Origin of the sequence: Streptomyces longispororuber, assembly GCF_014656095.1 — a bacterium.
GTDB lineage: Bacteria > Actinomycetota > Actinomycetes > Streptomycetales > Streptomycetaceae > Streptomyces > Streptomyces longispororuber.
Map to the genome: position 1 here is coordinate 1 of NZ_BNBT01000036.1, position 15147 is coordinate 15147.

13 protein-coding genes, 1 other RNA gene and 2 pseudogenes are annotated in these 15147 nt (G+C 71.3%); 11 read left to right on the forward strand and 5 right to left on the reverse strand.

From position 1 onward, the window contains the following. A partial coding sequence (locus IE330_RS14295) for a histidine phosphatase family protein (RefSeq protein ID WP_373314648.1) occupies positions 1 to 1081 on the forward strand: 1081 nt, incomplete at its 5' end. A 28-nt stretch (positions 1082 to 1109) separates the two neighbouring features. On the opposite strand, the gene eda is transcribed toward IE330_RS14295, so the two are convergent. Further along, positions 1110 to 1748, reverse strand: a complete 639-nt coding sequence (gene eda / locus IE330_RS14300) for a bifunctional 4-hydroxy-2-oxoglutarate aldolase/2-dehydro-3-deoxy-phosphogluconate aldolase (protein ID WP_190136360.1) — start codon at positions 1746 to 1748, stop codon at positions 1110 to 1112. A gap of 87 nt (positions 1749 to 1835) precedes the next feature. Beyond that, positions 1836 to 2636: a peroxide stress protein YaaA gene (gene yaaA / locus IE330_RS14305; RefSeq protein WP_190136361.1), complete on the reverse strand. Its 801-nt coding sequence runs from the start codon at positions 2634 to 2636 to the stop codon at positions 1836 to 1838. A 447-nt stretch (positions 2637 to 3083) separates the two neighbouring features. On the opposite strand from yaaA, the gene IE330_RS14310 reads away from it, so the two are divergent. Next, positions 3084 to 4532 (forward strand): RNB domain-containing ribonuclease, encoded by a 1449-nt coding sequence (locus tag IE330_RS14310; protein WP_190136362.1) that lies wholly within the window; start codon positions 3084 to 3086, stop codon positions 4530 to 4532. A gap of 99 nt (positions 4533 to 4631) precedes the next feature. Here IE330_RS14310 and IE330_RS14315 read toward each other — a convergent pair whose 3' ends face one another. Beyond that, on the reverse strand, positions 4632 to 5252 hold the full coding sequence (locus tag IE330_RS14315; protein WP_308439008.1) for a hypothetical protein: 621 nt from the start codon (positions 5250 to 5252) through the stop codon (positions 4632 to 4634). Further along, positions 5249 to 6049 carry a MerR family transcriptional regulator gene (locus tag IE330_RS14320; RefSeq protein ID WP_190136363.1) on the reverse strand — a complete coding sequence of 267 codons (801 nt, stop codon included), beginning with the start codon at positions 6047 to 6049 and terminating at the stop codon, positions 5249 to 5251. The genes IE330_RS14315 and IE330_RS14320 overlap by 4 nt, the downstream gene beginning before the upstream one ends. Positions 6050 to 6312: 263 nt before the next feature. Here IE330_RS14320 and IE330_RS14325 point away from each other — a divergent pair, with 263 nt between their 5' ends. The 4 genes and pseudogenes from IE330_RS14325 (at position 6313) to IE330_RS38940 (ending at position 8998) form a co-directional block, all read left to right on the forward strand. After that, positions 6313 to 7272, forward strand: a complete 960-nt coding sequence (locus IE330_RS14325; protein ID WP_190136364.1) for an AraC family transcriptional regulator — start codon at positions 6313 to 6315, stop codon at positions 7270 to 7272. 19 nt (positions 7273 to 7291) lie between these two features. Then, a pseudogene (locus IE330_RS40040) lies at positions 7292 to 8074 on the forward strand (DMT family transporter); the annotation flags it as partial. Positions 8075 to 8192: 118 nt separating this feature from the next. Then, positions 8193 to 8594, forward strand: an RNA gene (gene rnpB / locus IE330_RS14340) — RNase P RNA component class A. A gap of 198 nt (positions 8595 to 8792) precedes the next feature. Beyond that, a pseudogene (locus IE330_RS38940) lies at positions 8793 to 8998 on the forward strand (hypothetical protein). 44 nt (positions 8999 to 9042) lie between these two features. Here IE330_RS38940 and IE330_RS14345 read toward each other — a convergent pair. Further along, a complete protein-coding gene (locus tag IE330_RS14345; RefSeq protein WP_190136366.1) occupies positions 9043 to 10395 on the reverse strand; it encodes an NsdA family TPR-like regulatory protein in 1353 nt (450 codons plus the stop codon). Positions 10396 to 10729: 334 nt separating this feature from the next. On the opposite strand from IE330_RS14345, the gene IE330_RS14350 reads away from it, so the two are divergent. The 5 genes from IE330_RS14350 (at position 10730) to IE330_RS14370 (ending at position 14790) form a co-directional block, all read left to right on the forward strand. Next, positions 10730 to 10945, forward strand: a complete 216-nt coding sequence (locus IE330_RS14350; protein ID WP_190136367.1) for an H/ACA ribonucleoprotein complex subunit GAR1/NAF1 — start codon at positions 10730 to 10732, stop codon at positions 10943 to 10945. 130 nt (positions 10946 to 11075) lie between these two features. Further along, on the forward strand, positions 11076 to 11561 hold the full coding sequence (locus IE330_RS14355; RefSeq protein WP_190136368.1) for an NUDIX domain-containing protein: 486 nt from the start codon (positions 11076 to 11078) through the stop codon (positions 11559 to 11561). A 244-nt stretch (positions 11562 to 11805) separates the two neighbouring features. Beyond that, positions 11806 to 12210, forward strand: a complete 405-nt coding sequence (locus IE330_RS14360) for a hypothetical protein (protein ID WP_190136369.1) — start codon at positions 11806 to 11808, stop codon at positions 12208 to 12210. Positions 12211 to 12636: 426 nt separating this feature from the next. Then, positions 12637 to 13812, forward strand: a complete 1176-nt coding sequence (locus IE330_RS14365; RefSeq protein ID WP_190136370.1) for a radical SAM protein — start codon at positions 12637 to 12639, stop codon at positions 13810 to 13812. A gap of 162 nt (positions 13813 to 13974) precedes the next feature. Continuing rightward, on the forward strand, positions 13975 to 14790 hold the full coding sequence (locus tag IE330_RS14370) for a BUD32 family EKC/KEOPS complex subunit (protein WP_190136371.1): 816 nt from the start codon (positions 13975 to 13977) through the stop codon (positions 14788 to 14790). The last annotated feature ends 357 nt before the right edge of the window (positions 14791 to 15147 follow it).

Genomic DNA, 15147 nt, shown 5'->3' on the forward strand with positions numbered 1-15147 from the left:
GTCGGTCGCGGCGGGCGGCACCACGCCCGGCGGCAGCGGTGGCTTCACGGGCAACGGGCCCGGGGTGTCCGGCGCGGGCGCGACCGCCCTGGCGGGCGAGCTGGACGCGGCGGGTCCCGGCGGGACCGGGGCCGGGACCGGGACCGGCGTGCGCGGGCTCGGGACGTCAGCGCTCGGGACGTCCGGGCTCGGGACCTCCCGGCCGCCCGTGACGCCCGGCTCCGTGACGTCCGGGGCTGTGACACCCGAGTCCGGGGCGTCCGCATCCGGGGCGTCCGCATCCGGGGCGTCCGGGTCCGGGGCCTCCAGGGTGGCCGGGGTGCCCGGGGCATCCGGGATGTCCGGTTCCGGGGCCTCCGGAGTGCCCGGGGCGCAGGGGACGCCCGGCGTGCCAGGTACGCCCGGGCGTGCTGTGGCCACCGGGGCGCCGCCCGTGGGCTGGGCCGCGCCCGCCGACCTCGGCGCCCCCGCCACCTTCGTCCTGCTCCGGCACGGCGAGACCCCGCTGACGCCCGAGAAGCGGTTCTCCGGCAGCGGCGGGAGCGACCCCTCCCTGTCGGACATCGGCCGCGAGCAGGCCGTCCGCGTCGCCGCCGCGCTCGCCGCGCGCGGCACCGTGCAGGCCGTCGTCTCCTCGCCGCTGCTGCGCTGCCAGGAGACCGCCCGCACCGTCGCCGCCCGGCTCGGCCTCGACGTCCACCTCGAACCGGGCCTGCGCGAGACCGACTTCGGCGCCTGGGAGGGCCTGACCTTCGCCGAGGTGCGCGAGCGCCACCCCGACGAGCTGACGGCCTGGCTCGCCTCGCCGCACGTCGCCCCGCCGGGCGGCGAGTCCTTCGCCGAGGTCACCAGCCGCGTCTCGGCCGCGCGCGACAAGCTGCTCGCCGCGTACGCGGGCCGTACGGTCCTCCTGGTCACGCATGTCACGCCGGTCAAGACCCTCGTACGCCTCGCGCTCGGCGCGCCGCCCGAGTCCCTGTTCCGGATGGAACTCGCGGCGGCGTCGCTGTCGGCGGTGGCGTACTACGCGGACGGCAACGCGAGCGTGCGGCTCCTGAACGACACCGGCCACCTGCGCTGACCGCCGGGGGCCCCGCAGGCAGGGCCCCTCAGCCGAGGGCCGCCGCCTCGCGGGCCAAGGACTCGACGCGGGCCCAGTCGGCGGCGCCGACCGCCTCGGCGGGCAGCATCCAACTGCCGCCCACACAGGCGACGTTGGGCAGTCGCAGGTACGAGGGGGCGGACGCGGCCGTGATGCCGCCCGTCGGGCAGAAGCGGGCCGCGGGCAGCGGGCCCGCGAGCGACTTCAGGTACGCGATGCCGCCCGCCGCCTCCGCGGGGAAGAACTTCATGTCCCGTACGCCGTGCTCCAGCAGCGCCAGCACCTCCGACGCCGTCGAGACGCCCGGCAGGAACGGCACACCCGAGTCCTTCATCGCGCCCAGGACCGACTCCGTCCAGCCGGGGCTGACCAGGAACCGCGCCCCCGCGTCCACCGCGTCCTCGACGTGGCCGGCCGAGGTGACGGTGCCCGCGCCCACCACGGCCTCCGGGACCTCGGCGGCGATCGCCCGGATCGCGTCCAGCGCGGCGGGGGTCCGCAGCGTGACCTCGATGGCGGTCAGGCCGCCCGCGACGAGCGCGCGCGCGAGCGGTACGGCGGTGTGGGCCGTGTCCACGACGACGACGGGGATGACGGGGGCCAGGTCCAGGGCGGAGCCCTTGGCGGCGGCGACGGGGGAGTTCATGCAGGCATGGTGCCCTCCGGCCACCACCCTCCGCAAAGGCCGTTGCGCCGCCTGCAACAGGCGTCCGCCCGCCCGGGCCGTACCGGTCTAGTGGATCTCCCGGACCACCACGTCCAGGGCCCAGGGGCGCCCCGGCCTCGACGGGGGCCCGGCCTCCACCGTGTGGCCGAGGTCCCGCAGGGCCTCCACCAGCTCGGCGGGGGACGCCGGGGCCGCGCCGGCGGTCAGCAGGGACCGCACCAGGCGGCCCTTGGTGGCCTTGTTGAAGTGGGAGACGACGGAGCGCTTCTCCACGCCGTCCACCATCCGCGCGTGCAGCACCCGCACCGTCGCCGTCCGCCCCGCGACCTCCCCCTTCGGCTTCCACGCGGCCGCGTACGCCGCCGACCGCAGGTCCAGGACGAGACCGTCCCCGGCGGCCTCGGGCAGCACGGAGGCCATCGGGCCGCGCCAGTGCGCGGCCAGGGCGCCGAGGCCCGGCAGCTTCACGCCCATCGAGCAGCGGTAGGACGGGATGCGGTCGGCGACGGAGACCGCGCCCCACAGCCCGGAGAAGACGAGCAGCGAGCGCCCCGCCCGCCGCTTCGCCGCGGCGTCGAGCGAGGCCAGGTCGAGCGCGTCGTACAGGACGCCGGTGTAGATCTCCCCGGCCGGGCGGGCCCCGGCGGTACGCAGCGCGGCGTTCTTGGCGACCTCGCCGCGCAGCCCCTCGCTGAGGCCGAGGACCTCCCGCGCCTTCTCCTCGTCGGCGGCGCACAGGTCGACGAGCTCGTCGAGCACGGCGGCGCGGGCCTCGGCCAGCCCCGGCAGCGACAGCGACGCGAGCTCGAGCGGTGCTCCGCGCCCGGAGTCGGCCTTGCCCTCGGACGGTGGCAGCAGGACGAGCACGGTTTCTCCTTACGGTGGTGCGGGTGGGGCTCGGCCCCGGCGACAGCGTACGGGGTACCGGGGCGCGGCCCCGGGGGCCCCTTCCGCCGATGGTCCTGCCCCGGGTGGGGCGTCCGTCACCGCATCGCGCCGGCGCGCTCGTCCTCAAACGCCGGACGGGCTGGGTACTCCTCGCCGTTGTCTGCTGAGCGCTGGGTGGGTTTCTGTTACCGCATCGCGCTGGCGCGCTCGTCCTCAAGCGCCGGACGGGCTGGGTGCCCCTGCCGGGGCGGGCTGGAGACTCCTGTGCCGAGTGGGGCGTCCGTCACCGCATCGCGCTGGCGCGCTCGTCCTCAAACGCCGGACGGGCTGAATGCTCCAGCCGGGGGCCGGGGGCCGGGGGGGCGGGGTGCTTGGCGGGGTGGTGTGCGGGTGCCGCGTTGCGGGGGTGGGCCTACGCTCGGTGGCATGCCACGGCGTCGTCTTCGTGTGTCCGGCGCGGCCGAGGCCCCGTTGCGGGGCGCGCTGCGTGAGCTGCGGGCGCGGCTCGGGGTGCCGGAGGCGTTCCCGGACGCGGTGCTCGCGGCGGCCGAGCGGGCCGTGGCGGCCCCGCGCCTGCCGGGGGCGGACGCGACCGACATCCCCTTCTTCACGGTCGACCCGCCGGCCTCCGTCGACCTCGACCAGGCGGCGCACCTGTCGCGGCGGGCGGGCGGCGGCTACCGCGTGCGGTACGCGATCGCGGACGTGGCGGCGTACGTCACCCCGCACGGCCCGCTGGACGCGGAGGCCCACCGCCGCGTCACCACCCTGTACTTCCCCGACGAGAAGGTCCCGCTGCACCCCGCCGCGATCAGCGAGGGCGCGGCCAGCCTGCTGCCCGGCCGGACCCGCCCCGCGCTCCTGTGGACGGTCGACCTGGACGCGGACGGCCGTACCGAGTCCGCCGACGTGCGCCGCGCCCTGGTCCGCAGCCGCGCCAAGCTCGACTACGACGGCGTGCAGCGGGCCGTCGACACGGGCACCGCCGAGGAGCCCCTCGCGCTGCTCGCGGAGGTCGGGCGACTGCGCGAGCGGCTGGAGGCCGAGCGCGGCGGCATCTCCCTCGACGTGCCCGAGCAGGAGATCGTCCGCAGCCCCGACGGCGGGGCGTACGAGCTCGCCTACCGCGCGCCCCTGCCCGCCGACGGCTGGAACGCCCAGCTCTCCCTGCTCACCGGCATGGCCGCCGCGCGGATCATGCTCGACTCCGGCACGGGCGTGCTGCGGACGCTGCCCACCGCCCCCGACGGCGCGGTCGGCCGCCTGCGCCGCACCGCGCGGGCCCTGCGCGTCGACTGGCCGCGCCACCTGCCGTACGCCACACTCGTCCGCTCCCTCGACCCGCGCAGGCCGCACCACGCCGCGTTCCTCCAGGAGTGCACGACGCTCCTGCGCGGCGCCGGGTACACGGTCTTCAGCGGCGGCCGGGTCCCCGGCCCGGTGACCCACGCCGCCGTGGCCGCGCCGTACGCGCACTGCACCGCGCCGCTGCGCCGCCTCGTCGACCGGTACGCGGGGGAGCTGTGCCTGGCCGCGTGCGCGGACACCGCGCCGCCGGAGTGGGTGCTCGCGGCGCTGCCGGAGCTGCCCGGGGAGATGGCGGAGGGCGCGCGCCGCGCCAACACCGTGGAGCGCGCCTGCGTGGACCTCGTCGAGGCCGCGCTGCTCCAGGACCGCGTCGGCGAGGTCTTCGACGCGGTCGTGGTCGACGTGCACGAGCGCCGACCAGCCATCGGCACCGTCCAGTTGACCGCCCCCGCGGTCGTCGCCCGCGTCGAGTCCACCGCGGACCCACTCCCGCTGGGCGAGCACCTCCGGGTCCGCCTCACCCGGGCGGACCCCACCGAGGCGACGGTCCTGTTCGCCCCCGCATAACGAGCCCCCGCATAACGAGCCCCCGCATAACGAGTACCTGCATAACGAGCCCCCGTGTGACGTGTCCCCGCGCGAGGGGCGCCCGCGTCGGCGTCCCGCTCAGGCCGCGAACGCCTCCGCCCGCGGCCGCCGCAGCGCCTCGACCACACCCCGCGGATCGTCGGCGTGCAGCCGTACCACGCGCGCGCACGCCCGGCGCCCCAGCGGTCGTACGAACTCCACCGGGTGGGTGAGCTCGACGGTGACGGTCGTCTGGTTGCCGACGGCGACGTCGAGCGTGCCGTCGTCGTCGATCCGGATCGCGCGGCCCTCGGGGAAGCGGCGGTCCACGCGTGCGTGGGCGACGGCCGAGGCGGGGACGCGTACGTCGAGCAGGTGCCCGTAGCGCACCCGCAGCGACCCGTCCGGGGCCACGACGTGGGGCCGCGTGACGCACGCGGCGTGCAGCGCGAGGCACTGCACCACCGTGTACACGTCCACGAACAGCAGCGCGCCGTGCACCAGCGGCCAGGGGAGGACGAGCGCGAGCACGACCGTCTCGACGACGGAGAGGAAGGTGAAGGCGAGCAGCGTCGCGGTCTGCGGTCCGGTGTACGCCGCCGCGTGGCCGCCGTCGCCGACGCCGTGGCGCCGCCGCGCCACCCACAGCCCGAGGCTCCGGAACCCCCGCAGCTCGCAGCCCGTGAGCCGCCGCAGCAGGCGCACCCCGTCCCGTGTCACACCGACCACCCCGCCTTCCCGGTGAGCTGCCGGAGCATGTGCCGTACGGCCGCCGCCTGCGCGGGCGAGAAGTCGTCGAGGAACGCGTCGCCGAAGGCGGTGCTCGGGGCGGTGCGCCCCTGTGGATCCTGGCGGTCCTCGCCCCCGTGTACGAGGACCGCCAGGATGTCTTGTGGTACGAGGTCGGCGAGTTCCTGGCCGAGCGGCTCCACCCGGGGGTCGTCCACCGGGGCGTCGGCCAGTGCGTCGAGCCGCGCGTACGCCTGGTGCAGCCGGGCGGTGAGGTCCTGGTCGTCGGCGAGCTGCCGCAGCACCTCGTAGAGGCGCTCGCGAACGCCGTCGTCGGCCACGGTGTCGAACAGGGCGAGGTGTTCCAGGTCCTTGGCGGCGCTCGCGGAGTCGGCCGGCCACAGCCGCGCGAACAGTTCGGCGAGCCCCGGCGAGACCGGACCGTCGTCGGGCAGCAGCCCCTCCCGGGACAGCCGCAGCAGCTCGGCCAGCCGGGCCCGGCGCTCCCTGATGGCCGCCTCCTGCCGCGCCAGGTCCTCGTCCAGCTCCGCGAGCACCTCGGTCAGCTCCCGCCCGGCGTCGTCCGCGAGCACGTCCCGCACCTCGTCGAGCCCGAGCCCCAGCTCGGTCAGCCGCTTGATCCGGGCCAGCGCGATGGCCTCGCGGAGCCCGTACGAGCGGTACCCGTTGGGCAGCCGTACGGGCTCGGCCAGCAGCCCGAGGTGGTGGTAGTGGCGGATGGCCCGCGTGGTCAGGCCGACGGCGGCCGCGATCTCTCCGATGCGCATGCCCTTCAGTAGAAACGTTGACGCCGCGGCAAGGTCAAGCGCGACGACCTGGGGCGGTCCGGCTCCCATCCGCCTCCGCCCGCTGCCGCGGGTTCCGGGGGGCGCGGCCCCCTGGTTCCGGGGAAGGGGCGGGACCGGGGCGGCCCGCGAGGCCCCCCGGCCCGCCTTCGCGGCTCTGTGCGCCTGGCCCGCCCCCATCTCGTACGATCGCGCCTCCGGCCATGGACGGCGTACCGCCTGGCCACGGTGAAGGGGGACCGGGGATGAACGGCGAAGGGGGCGCACGCGCGAGGGCGGGGGGCGCACGCGCGAGGGCGGGTGCGGGCGCGGGTGGTGAACGCGCGGTGTGGACCCGGGCCCCGCTCGGCGGCGGCGCGACGCTCGACCTGCTCACCGCCCGCTTCGACCGGCACCGCTACGCCCCGCACTGCCACGACGAGTTCACGGTCGGGGTCTGCGTGGCGGGCAGGGAGATCATCGACTACCGGGGCGGGCGCCTGGACATAGGCGCCGGCGCTGTCGTCGTCCTCGCCCCCGGGGAGACCCACACCGGCCGCCCCGCGCCGGGCGAGGACGGCTACGCGTACCGCGCGATCTACCCGGCGCCCCGGCTGCTCGCCGAGGCCACCCGCGGCCTGCCGCACTTCAGGGAGGCGGTGGTGGACGACAGGGAACTGGCGTCGGCCCTGTACGCGGCGCACACCGCGCTGAGCGGGGACGCGGCGGCCGACCCCCTGGCCGCCCTCACCGCCGAGTCGCGCCTCGCCTGGCTGCTCAGCACCCTCGCCCGCCGCCACGGCAGCGCGCGCCCGGCCCCGGACGCGGTCCCGGGCGCGGCCGGTATCGCCCTCGCGGTGCGCGACCGGCTCGCGGCGGACCTGCGCACCCCGCCCACCCTCGCCGAGCTGGCCGCCGAGACGGGCCTGTCCCGGTACCAGTTGCTGCGCGCCTTCCGTACGACGATGGGGATGCCGCCCTACGCCTGGCTGGCCCAGCACCGCGTGGCGCGGGCCCGCGGCCTCCTGGAGGCGGGGCGCAGGCCCGCGGAGGTCGCGGGCCTGGTGGGCTTCGCCGACCAGGCGCATCTGACGCGGTGGTTCCGCCGGGTGACGGGGGTGACCCCGGCGGCGTACCGCACCAGCGTGCACCCCGGCGGGCCCGCCCCCGAGGGGCGCAACAGCGTTCCCGAGGGGCGCAACAGCGTTCAAGACACCGCCCCCTGACCGGGCCCACACTGCGGGCATGACGGCACGAGGCTGGTTCCTGTTCTCGCTCATGGGTGTCCTGTGGGGCATCCCGTACCTGATGATCAAAGTGGCGGTCGACAGCGACCTGTCGCCGTCGATGGTGGTGTTCACGCGCTGTGCGCTGGGGGCGGTGCTGCTGCTGCCGTTCGCGCTGCGCCAGGGCGGAATGGGGGGTGTCCTGCGGACGCACTGGCGCCCCATGCTGGCCTTCGCCTGCGTCGAGATCCTCGGCCCCTGGTACACCCTGACCGACGCCGAACGCCACCTGTCGAGCTCGACGGCGGGCCTGCTGATCGCCGCGGTCCCGATCATCGGCGCCGTCCTCGCCCGCTTCTTCGGCGACACCGAACGCCTCGGCGGGCGCCGCCTCACCGGCCTCGCCCTCGGCTTCGCGGGGGTCGCGGTGCTGACCGTGCCGCACCTGACGGGCGGCGACGCCTGGTCGCTCACCGAGGTCCTGATCACTGCCCTCGGCTACGCCACCGCCCCGCTGATCGTGGCCCGCCACCTCAAGAAGGTGCCCACGCTCCAGCTCATCGCCCCGTGCCTGACGCTGGCGGCGCTGGTGTACGCCCCCGCGGCGGCGGCGACGTGGCCCGCCGAGGTCCCCGACGGCAAGACCCTCGCGGCGCTGGCGGGCCTGGGCGTCATCTGCACGGCGCTGGCCTTCGTGGTCTTCCTGGAACTCATCCACGAGGCGGGCCCGACGCGCGCGGTGGTCTTCACGTACATCAACCCGGCGGTGGCGGCGCTCGCGGGCATGGCGTTCCTCTCCGAACACCTCACCGCGTCGTTCTGGGCGGCCTTCACGCTGATCCTGGCGGGCTCGTTCCTGGCCACGGCGGCCTCCGGGCGAGGGGGCCCGGCGCGGCGGGTACCATGGTCGGCACGGCAGACGAGCCGGGCGGACGGCCGCGTGGAGGCCCTGGTGGACCTCCCCGAGGAACGTCCGGGCTCCACAGGGCAAGGTGGTGGCTAACGGCCACCCGGGGTGACCCGCGGGACAGTGCCACAGAAAGCAGACCGCCGGGGATCTCGATCCTCGGTAAGGGTGAAACGGTGGTGTAAGAGACCACCAGCGCCTGAGGTGACTCAGGCGGCTAGGTAAACCCCACCTGGAGCAAGGTCAAGAGGGGACACCCCGGTGTCTCTGCGCGGACGACCGAGGGCTGCCCGCCCGAGTCCGCGGGTAGACCGCACGAGGCCGGCAGCAATGCCGGCCCTAGATGGATGGCCGTCGCCCCGACCGCCGCGAGGCGCCCGGGGAACAGAACCCGGCGTACAGCCCGACTCGTCTGTCGGTTACGTGAGGTAGGGCCCCTGAACAGGTAAAACGCCTGGTCAGGGGCCCTTCCTCGTCCGTCAAGGTCCGTCCCGGCTTCCTCACTCTTAGTGACTGTTTCTGAGTGTTTCTCGGTGGTGTGTGGCGATCCTGTGGCGGCCGATGAGGCGTCGGCGCTGTCGCGAGTCGGCCGCCCGTGCCGCATGGTGGTCGTATGGACGCGCCGATAGTCGTGCATCGCCCGTCGCCGTCCGGCGGGCGACGGGTGACGGTCCGCGGTCAGATCCTGGGCCTCGCACACAATGCGGACGTGATCGAGTTCCTGCGCCGGGCCGCCCTGCCGGACGCTGAGAGCCTGCTGGACGACCCCCGATGGGTCGAGTGGCGCGGGGCCGTCCGCATGAGTACGAGGCTGCCTGAGGGGCCTGTGACGCGTGGTGGTCGGAGCCCCCTCCCGCGCATCGTTAGGCAGCGGTGACAAGCTCCCGCGCACGGTCCTTGAAGTCGACCACGAGCCGGTGATTGCCGAAGCGGTTCATTCGGCGTTGTAGATCCTGGACGGCTTCAACGCATCGGGAACTCTTCACTTGCTTCGACAGCTTCAGCGTGCGGAGACCTGCGGAGTACGCCGCTTCGAGGTTGTCCCTCTGCAAGTGGGATGCTGCTAGTGCCGCGTGGGACATGGCACCGCGGCGGGCTCGCTCCTGCTCGCGGGCGTGCGCGATCGACTTCCGGGCGTGAAGCTTGGCCTCTTTCGGCATGCCCAGGTCTCGGAAGGTGTTGGCGTGCTCGCCGTGCAGGTAGGCCGGATCAATGAAGGTGGCCCACTCCTGCTCTTCCTCGACCCGCACCCGCTCGAATGCCGCCTCCGACTGCACGACCGCGTGAGCTGCCTCTGCCTTGGCACCAAGTTTGGCGAGGGCCCTGGCCTCCAAAGCCCAGAGGTCAGCCAGGCATGCGGGGGACGCCTTCTTGCCTAGGCCTGCACGGCCCGCTTGTGCCAGGCTGCGGCCTTCCTCTGGGTTGCCGAGCAGCGTAGCTTGGTCGGCCATACCTGCGAGGACGTGCGCGCCTAGAGCAGTGTTCTTCGACTCCTCTGCCAGACGCAGCGACTGAATCAGGTACCGCTGCGCAGCGCCCTGTTCACCGCTGTCGTACGCCATCCACCCAAGAAGATACGTCTGCTCCGCTGCGGCCTCGCACAGGGCGCGGCGCACTGGCTCGGCGTTGGTCCGACGAAGCAGCGGCAACACATGCTGAGTCATGTACTCAGCCAAGATGAGGCGGCCGGAGCCTCCTCCCTGTAGCACGTCCATCCGCTGAAACTCGGCGAACATCTTCTTCACCGCGTCAACGTCCTCAAGACGCACGGCGTGCCGCGACTGTGGTTCCTGATCAAGGGTGCTCAGTAGCCAGTCGCGTGACGGCCCTACGCCTGCGACGGCGGCAAACGGTGCTGCTGCCATGAAGTGCCTGCGGTCCACGTCTGCTCTCCCCAAGTCGGCAACTACTTCCACGGTAGCCGCGAACGACCGGCAGTAGCGGAGTGAGCGTTCAGAGACTTGCTCCTCTCCGAGCCCGAGGTCGTAGGTCGTCACTCGGTAACCAAGCTCAGCAGAGACCACGTCGGCGAGGATTTCCGGTGCCGGCCGCCGTGGTTCGTAGCCTGCGAGCCAGCGCCGAACGGTTGTGGCGGTAGGGCGTACGTGGGCCTGTCGTCGTGTCTCGGCAACCTTCCTGATGCGGCGAGCCAACTCCTTGTTGCTCAGACCGCTTCGCGCCAACCAGTCGGCCAACTGCCCATTTGGCGTCTTCATGCTTGCCCTCATCCCTCAGCCGAGCGCGGTACTGAAAGTGACACCCTTTGACACCCCCTCAGACGGTACCCCCGTATTGCCCTGAGCGGTTCCCTAGTCGCAACAACAAGGCGCATCACGCGAGGAGTTGACGCATGGAACCGACTGGCCGTGACTCGCGGCCCGCGCATCCCGGCCGACCGCCTGATGGTTTCGCGACCGACCTGGGCATGTTGGAGGACCTGATAAGGGCGGGCGGGTTCTGGGGTCAGGCCCCACTATGGGTCCCTCGCACCTACACCCCTCCGACGCCAGAGGTCTTGAAGACGGTTGAGACCGGCCTCAGGAGCCTCCTGTGAACCCGCGGCAAGGACAGATGGTCTACGACGCGGCCAAGGGATCAGTGGGCAGAGTCGTGGACGCAGAGGGGCCGTTCGTTCAGCTCCGGTCCCGTGACGGGCTGGCATGGGACGCCGAGCGCAGGAACCTGAGCCCCGCTGTCTCGGTCAGCGACCTGGCCGTGGCCGAACGGATCGACCTCAGCGCCTTCGAGCTGTGGGGGCAGACCTGATGACGCGCTCACACAGCTCCGAACCCCGCGGCTGCGTCGCGGTCGTTGGTGCCTGCTACATCGTCGGCGGCCTGGCGCTCCTCGTCCTTGCCTACCTCCGCCCCTGACCCCCATCGAACACGGAGAAGACATGTCCACGGACAGCAGTCCGGCACGCACAATCCTGCTGGTCGATCTCCTGCTTCACGACCGACACGGCCGCTTCCTAGTCGCCCGACACGTCGACTCGATGGGCTGGCACCTTCCCGGCGGCGTAGTGGGACAAGAGGAGTCCATCGCTGACGCCGCGGTTCGGTGCTCGAAGGAGTTCACCGGTCTGTCGCGGCAGGTCTCGGACGCGGTCCTCATCGACCAGACCCCCGCGAACGACGGCCAGGACAAGCCTGCGGAACTCATCGTCGTCGTCCACGCGGGGACCGTTCTCCCTGGCGAGACGGATATAGCGGTGGCCACGCCTCCGAAGGGGTGGATCCTCCAATGGCTTCACCGATACGAACTCGGAGAGTTCACTCTCGCCTGCCAGAAGCAACGGATCGAACGGGCGCTTTCCGCCGCTGAGCGAGGGATGAGGGCGCCGCTTCATCAGCACGGCGTGCCTGCGCCGGCACATCACTGATCCCCGCCCGGCTGTGCCCCGACGGTGGGGTGCACCCGGGCGGCCGGGCTCCGCTCTCTGCTGTGCTCCTGCCTGGATCTCCCCCGGAGGACCACGCGCAGAGGGCGGGGCTCACTAAGCCCGTCATGACCTACGGGCCATCCGCGGGGCCCCGGTACGGGGGCCGGGGCTCCGCCAGCCAGAAACGTACCCATGAATCACGGAGCGGTCCTCAGTTGAGGCACATCAGCAAGCGGCTGGGAACATGGTGGAAAACGAAGAGAGTGCAGAAGCGCAGTTGTTTCGTCTGCGCCTGGCCGATGTCGGCCATGTACCTGTTATGGATATGGGGGCCAGTGGCTTTATGCCGTTGCTCCTGCTCTGGGCAGCAGTGAGGGAGCCGGATATGGCTGACATCATGCTGCGCCCCGACATGGCTGTCTTCGACAAAGGGAGAGGTCTGCCGGGCTACATAGCGTCTCTTGCAGACCCAATAATGGTTACGCTGTCGCGGCCATCCGGGATGCGGTGGAAGACACCCCGGATGAAGCTGCGGCCGCCAACAGATTACGAGGTTCGTCAGCTTCAAGCGCTGGCCGGGTTTCACCTGTACGTAACCGGACAATCGCCTGTCCTGCGTCCGATATCTTCCCACAGCTCGCGGTGGTGACTTATGGCGGCTGGGCTGCGGCGGAGATTGGCACAGCTCCTGAAACGTCTACGCAAGCCTTCGCGGCCTATACCGGCACCACGCGGAGCCAACTGCATAGCGGCGAATGGAACGCTGCCGGAAAGCCCGTGGACGCGGCCTTGGCCGTGTATTAGCTCGGCACAGGCGAGGCGGTATCACAAAGGCGAAAAGACGATGCCGCTCCGAGTCGTGCGAGTGCCAGAGCACGAGTAGAGCAACAAGCCAATAACCAGCCCAGCTCTCCATCAGGGCCGCCCCAGACCCAGGCGGGGGAGAGCTTCCCGCCCGCTCCGCTCGGGCAACGGAGCGGGCAGGCCCCGGCTGATGCGTAACGACGGGACGTCAGCCGGGGCCCCAACGGCAAGAAGGTGCGGTGCGCGTCAGCACTCAGGATATGGAGGGCACATGCACCAGATCATTGCGAGTCCACAGCAGGACAAGTACGTGGTTGTGCGTCCTGGTGCACGCGGGGGGATGCAGATTCCCCGCGCGATGTACGACGACCTAGCCGAAGCGGTCGAAGGCGGCCAGCCGGCACCGCGGTGGCTACTTGATGCCGCCGCCCAGGCGTGGGGGCTTTCCCTGGGAGGCGGCCCGGCGCTGGAAACCGTGCTGGTCCGTCCCGTCACCCGACTCAACTACAGCCGCGCAACCTGGGAGATCAACAAGGGCTGCAACTTCAACTGTGAGCACTGCTACCTTGCAAGCCGCCAATTCGCGGGCCTGCCGCGAGAGGAGAAGGAACGACTCCTTCACCTTCTGCGCGATGCAGGGATTCTGTGGCTACAGATCACAGGCGGAGAGCCCACCATCGACGGAGACTTCGTCCACGCCTACCGCCTGGCATACGGGTGCGGGATGCTGATCGAGGTTCTAACGAACGGCTCCCGGCTGCACCGGCCTGAGATCATCGAGCTGCTTACTTCGATGCCGCCGCACAAGATCACGGTGTCCCTCTACGGTGCCACCGCCGAGAGCTTCGACTCTCTGACTCGCAGGCCGGGCGCGTTCAAGCTGCTGATGAAAGGGCTAACGGCAACCAAAGAAAACAGGGTGCCTGTCGAGCTTGCGCTGATCATCACGAAGCATAACGCGCATGAGCTGGCAGCTATGCGGTCGATAGCGGCGGAGTTCGGAACGGGGCACAGCGAGTATGCGAGCATCTCCCCGACCTACGACGGCAACCCTGAGCCGCTTGCCGCTCAAGCACCGGGCTTCCTGAACAAGTCCTCCGTGTTCACAGGCTGCCCGGCTGGTCATACCTTCTTCCACGTCGACCCGCACGGATTCGCAACCATGTGCAAAGTGGGCCGTGAGAACCCCATCCCGCTGATGAGTGAGGGCCTGGACGGCCTTCTGCGTCTGCCTGCCGTCGCAGATGCTCAAATGCTTCGCGTCGGCGGCTGTAGCGGCTGTGCACTCTCACAACGGTGCGCGGTGTGCCGACCCGTCGCGAAGGCTCGCCAAGAGGCGAGAGCGCCACTTCAGAGTTACTGCCGACACGGATTCAAGGAGGAGACAGATGATGGCCATACCCGTGGAGATCACCCCGCCCCCGGCGGCGGCCTCACCGGAGCCTGAAGGCGTCGTCCTGGTGGACGACATCGAGGCCCTTGCCGAGGACAGCGCATCGGGCTGCAACGACGACAACCCGTATCGGTAGGTATCAACTAACACCGCGCGGGCTCCGCGGCGTTGACGCGTCGCAAGCCCGCGCGGGCTCATGCGTGAGACTCTGGGACCGTGACAACGCGGATCACATTCGGTGACCTCCCTCAGGCCGTGCGTGCTGCTGTCGAACGCCGCACAGGACCGATCACTAGGACCGAAACCGTAAGCAGCGGCTTCAACAGCGAGATTGCCGCACTCGTCCACACATCGACCGGGGACACGTGTTTCATCAAGGGGCTGCCTGCCGACCACAAGCGGGTATGGACACAGCAGCGCGAAGCAGATGTGAACCCTTTCCTGAGCGGCATTGCCCCCGCGCTGCTCTGGCAGCTCGTCGACTCAGGTTGGGTACTCCTGTGCTTCGAATCGCTGAACGGGCATCACGCGGACTACTCGCCCGGGTCCTGCGACCTTCCGCGGGTCGCCAACCTGTTGAGTCGGTTGGCAGATGTCTCGTGTCCTGTCGAAGGGCTCAAGCTCGTCGAAGAGCGGCTGAAAGCCTATGTGACAGACCCAGGCGATGTGAACTACTTCTCAGGGGCGTCTTTGGTCCATACGGACCTGAACAATGAAAACGTGATCGTGACAGATTCCCGGGCCTATCTCGTTGACTGGGCTTGGGCGTCGCGCGGAGCGGCTTGGTTGGATGCTGCCTATTGGGTCGTCTGGCTGATTGCTGCCGGGGGTCATGACCCCCGAGGCGCCGAGCTCTGGGCGGGCAGCATTCCCGTGTGGCGTACTGCGCCTTCGCCTGGAGTTGACGCCTTCTCCAGGGCCACGGCGCACCTCTGGGAGGAGATCGCCGGGAGCGACCCTGATCCGTGGACGGCGAGGAACCTGGCGGCTGCCCGAACTTGGGCCGCGTACCGGCAGGGCCTTCGTGACTGACCTGCAAGCCTCGTCCTGCCGATCCAGGAACGCCGCGCCTGCGGACCTGGCCGATCTGCCTTGCATAGACGGTGGCACGAGGCCATGTGGTGGGGACGGGAAGGGCCTGCTTCGCTCGTTGGCCATGTGGATGGCGGGGAGTGGTACGAGCCTGACACCTTCTTGACGGCTGCGGGGGTTGTGGCTGCCGTTGTTGTAGAGGCTGGCGCCATGTGGGCGACGCTTCACGCCCGTGACAGGAAGGCGCTTGAAACGGTCTTCTTCGCGGAGACCGAGGATGTTGAGATCTGGACACGGGCACGGCGCACCCGGTCTTCCGCACGGGGGCCCGCCCGGCCCGGGCGTCTGCCGATGGGG

Bases quoted from the DNA above. Each gene is read 5' to 3' on its own strand.
- eda (WP_190136360.1), bottom strand. From the start codon at position 1,748: ATGAACTCCCCCGTCGCCGCCGCCAAGGGCTCCGCCCTGGACCTGGCC.
- IE330_RS14310 (WP_190136362.1), top strand. From the start codon at position 3,084: ATGCCACGGCGTCGTCTTCGTGTGTCCGGCGCGGCCGAGGCCCCGTTG.
- IE330_RS14320 (WP_190136363.1), bottom strand. From the start codon at position 6,049: ATGCGCATCGGAGAGATCGCGGCCGCCGTCGGCCTGACCACGCGGGCC.
- IE330_RS14325 (WP_190136364.1), top strand. From the start codon at position 6,313: ATGAACGGCGAAGGGGGCGCACGCGCGAGGGCGGGGGGCGCACGCGCG.
- IE330_RS14345 (WP_190136366.1), bottom strand. From the start codon at position 10,395: ATGAAGACGCCAAATGGGCAGTTGGCCGACTGGTTGGCGCGAAGCGGT.
- IE330_RS14355 (WP_190136368.1), top strand. From the start codon at position 11,076: ATGTCCACGGACAGCAGTCCGGCACGCACAATCCTGCTGGTCGATCTC.
- IE330_RS14360 (WP_190136369.1), top strand. From the start codon at position 11,806: ATGGTGGAAAACGAAGAGAGTGCAGAAGCGCAGTTGTTTCGTCTGCGC.
- IE330_RS14365 (WP_190136370.1), top strand. From the start codon at position 12,637: ATGCACCAGATCATTGCGAGTCCACAGCAGGACAAGTACGTGGTTGTG.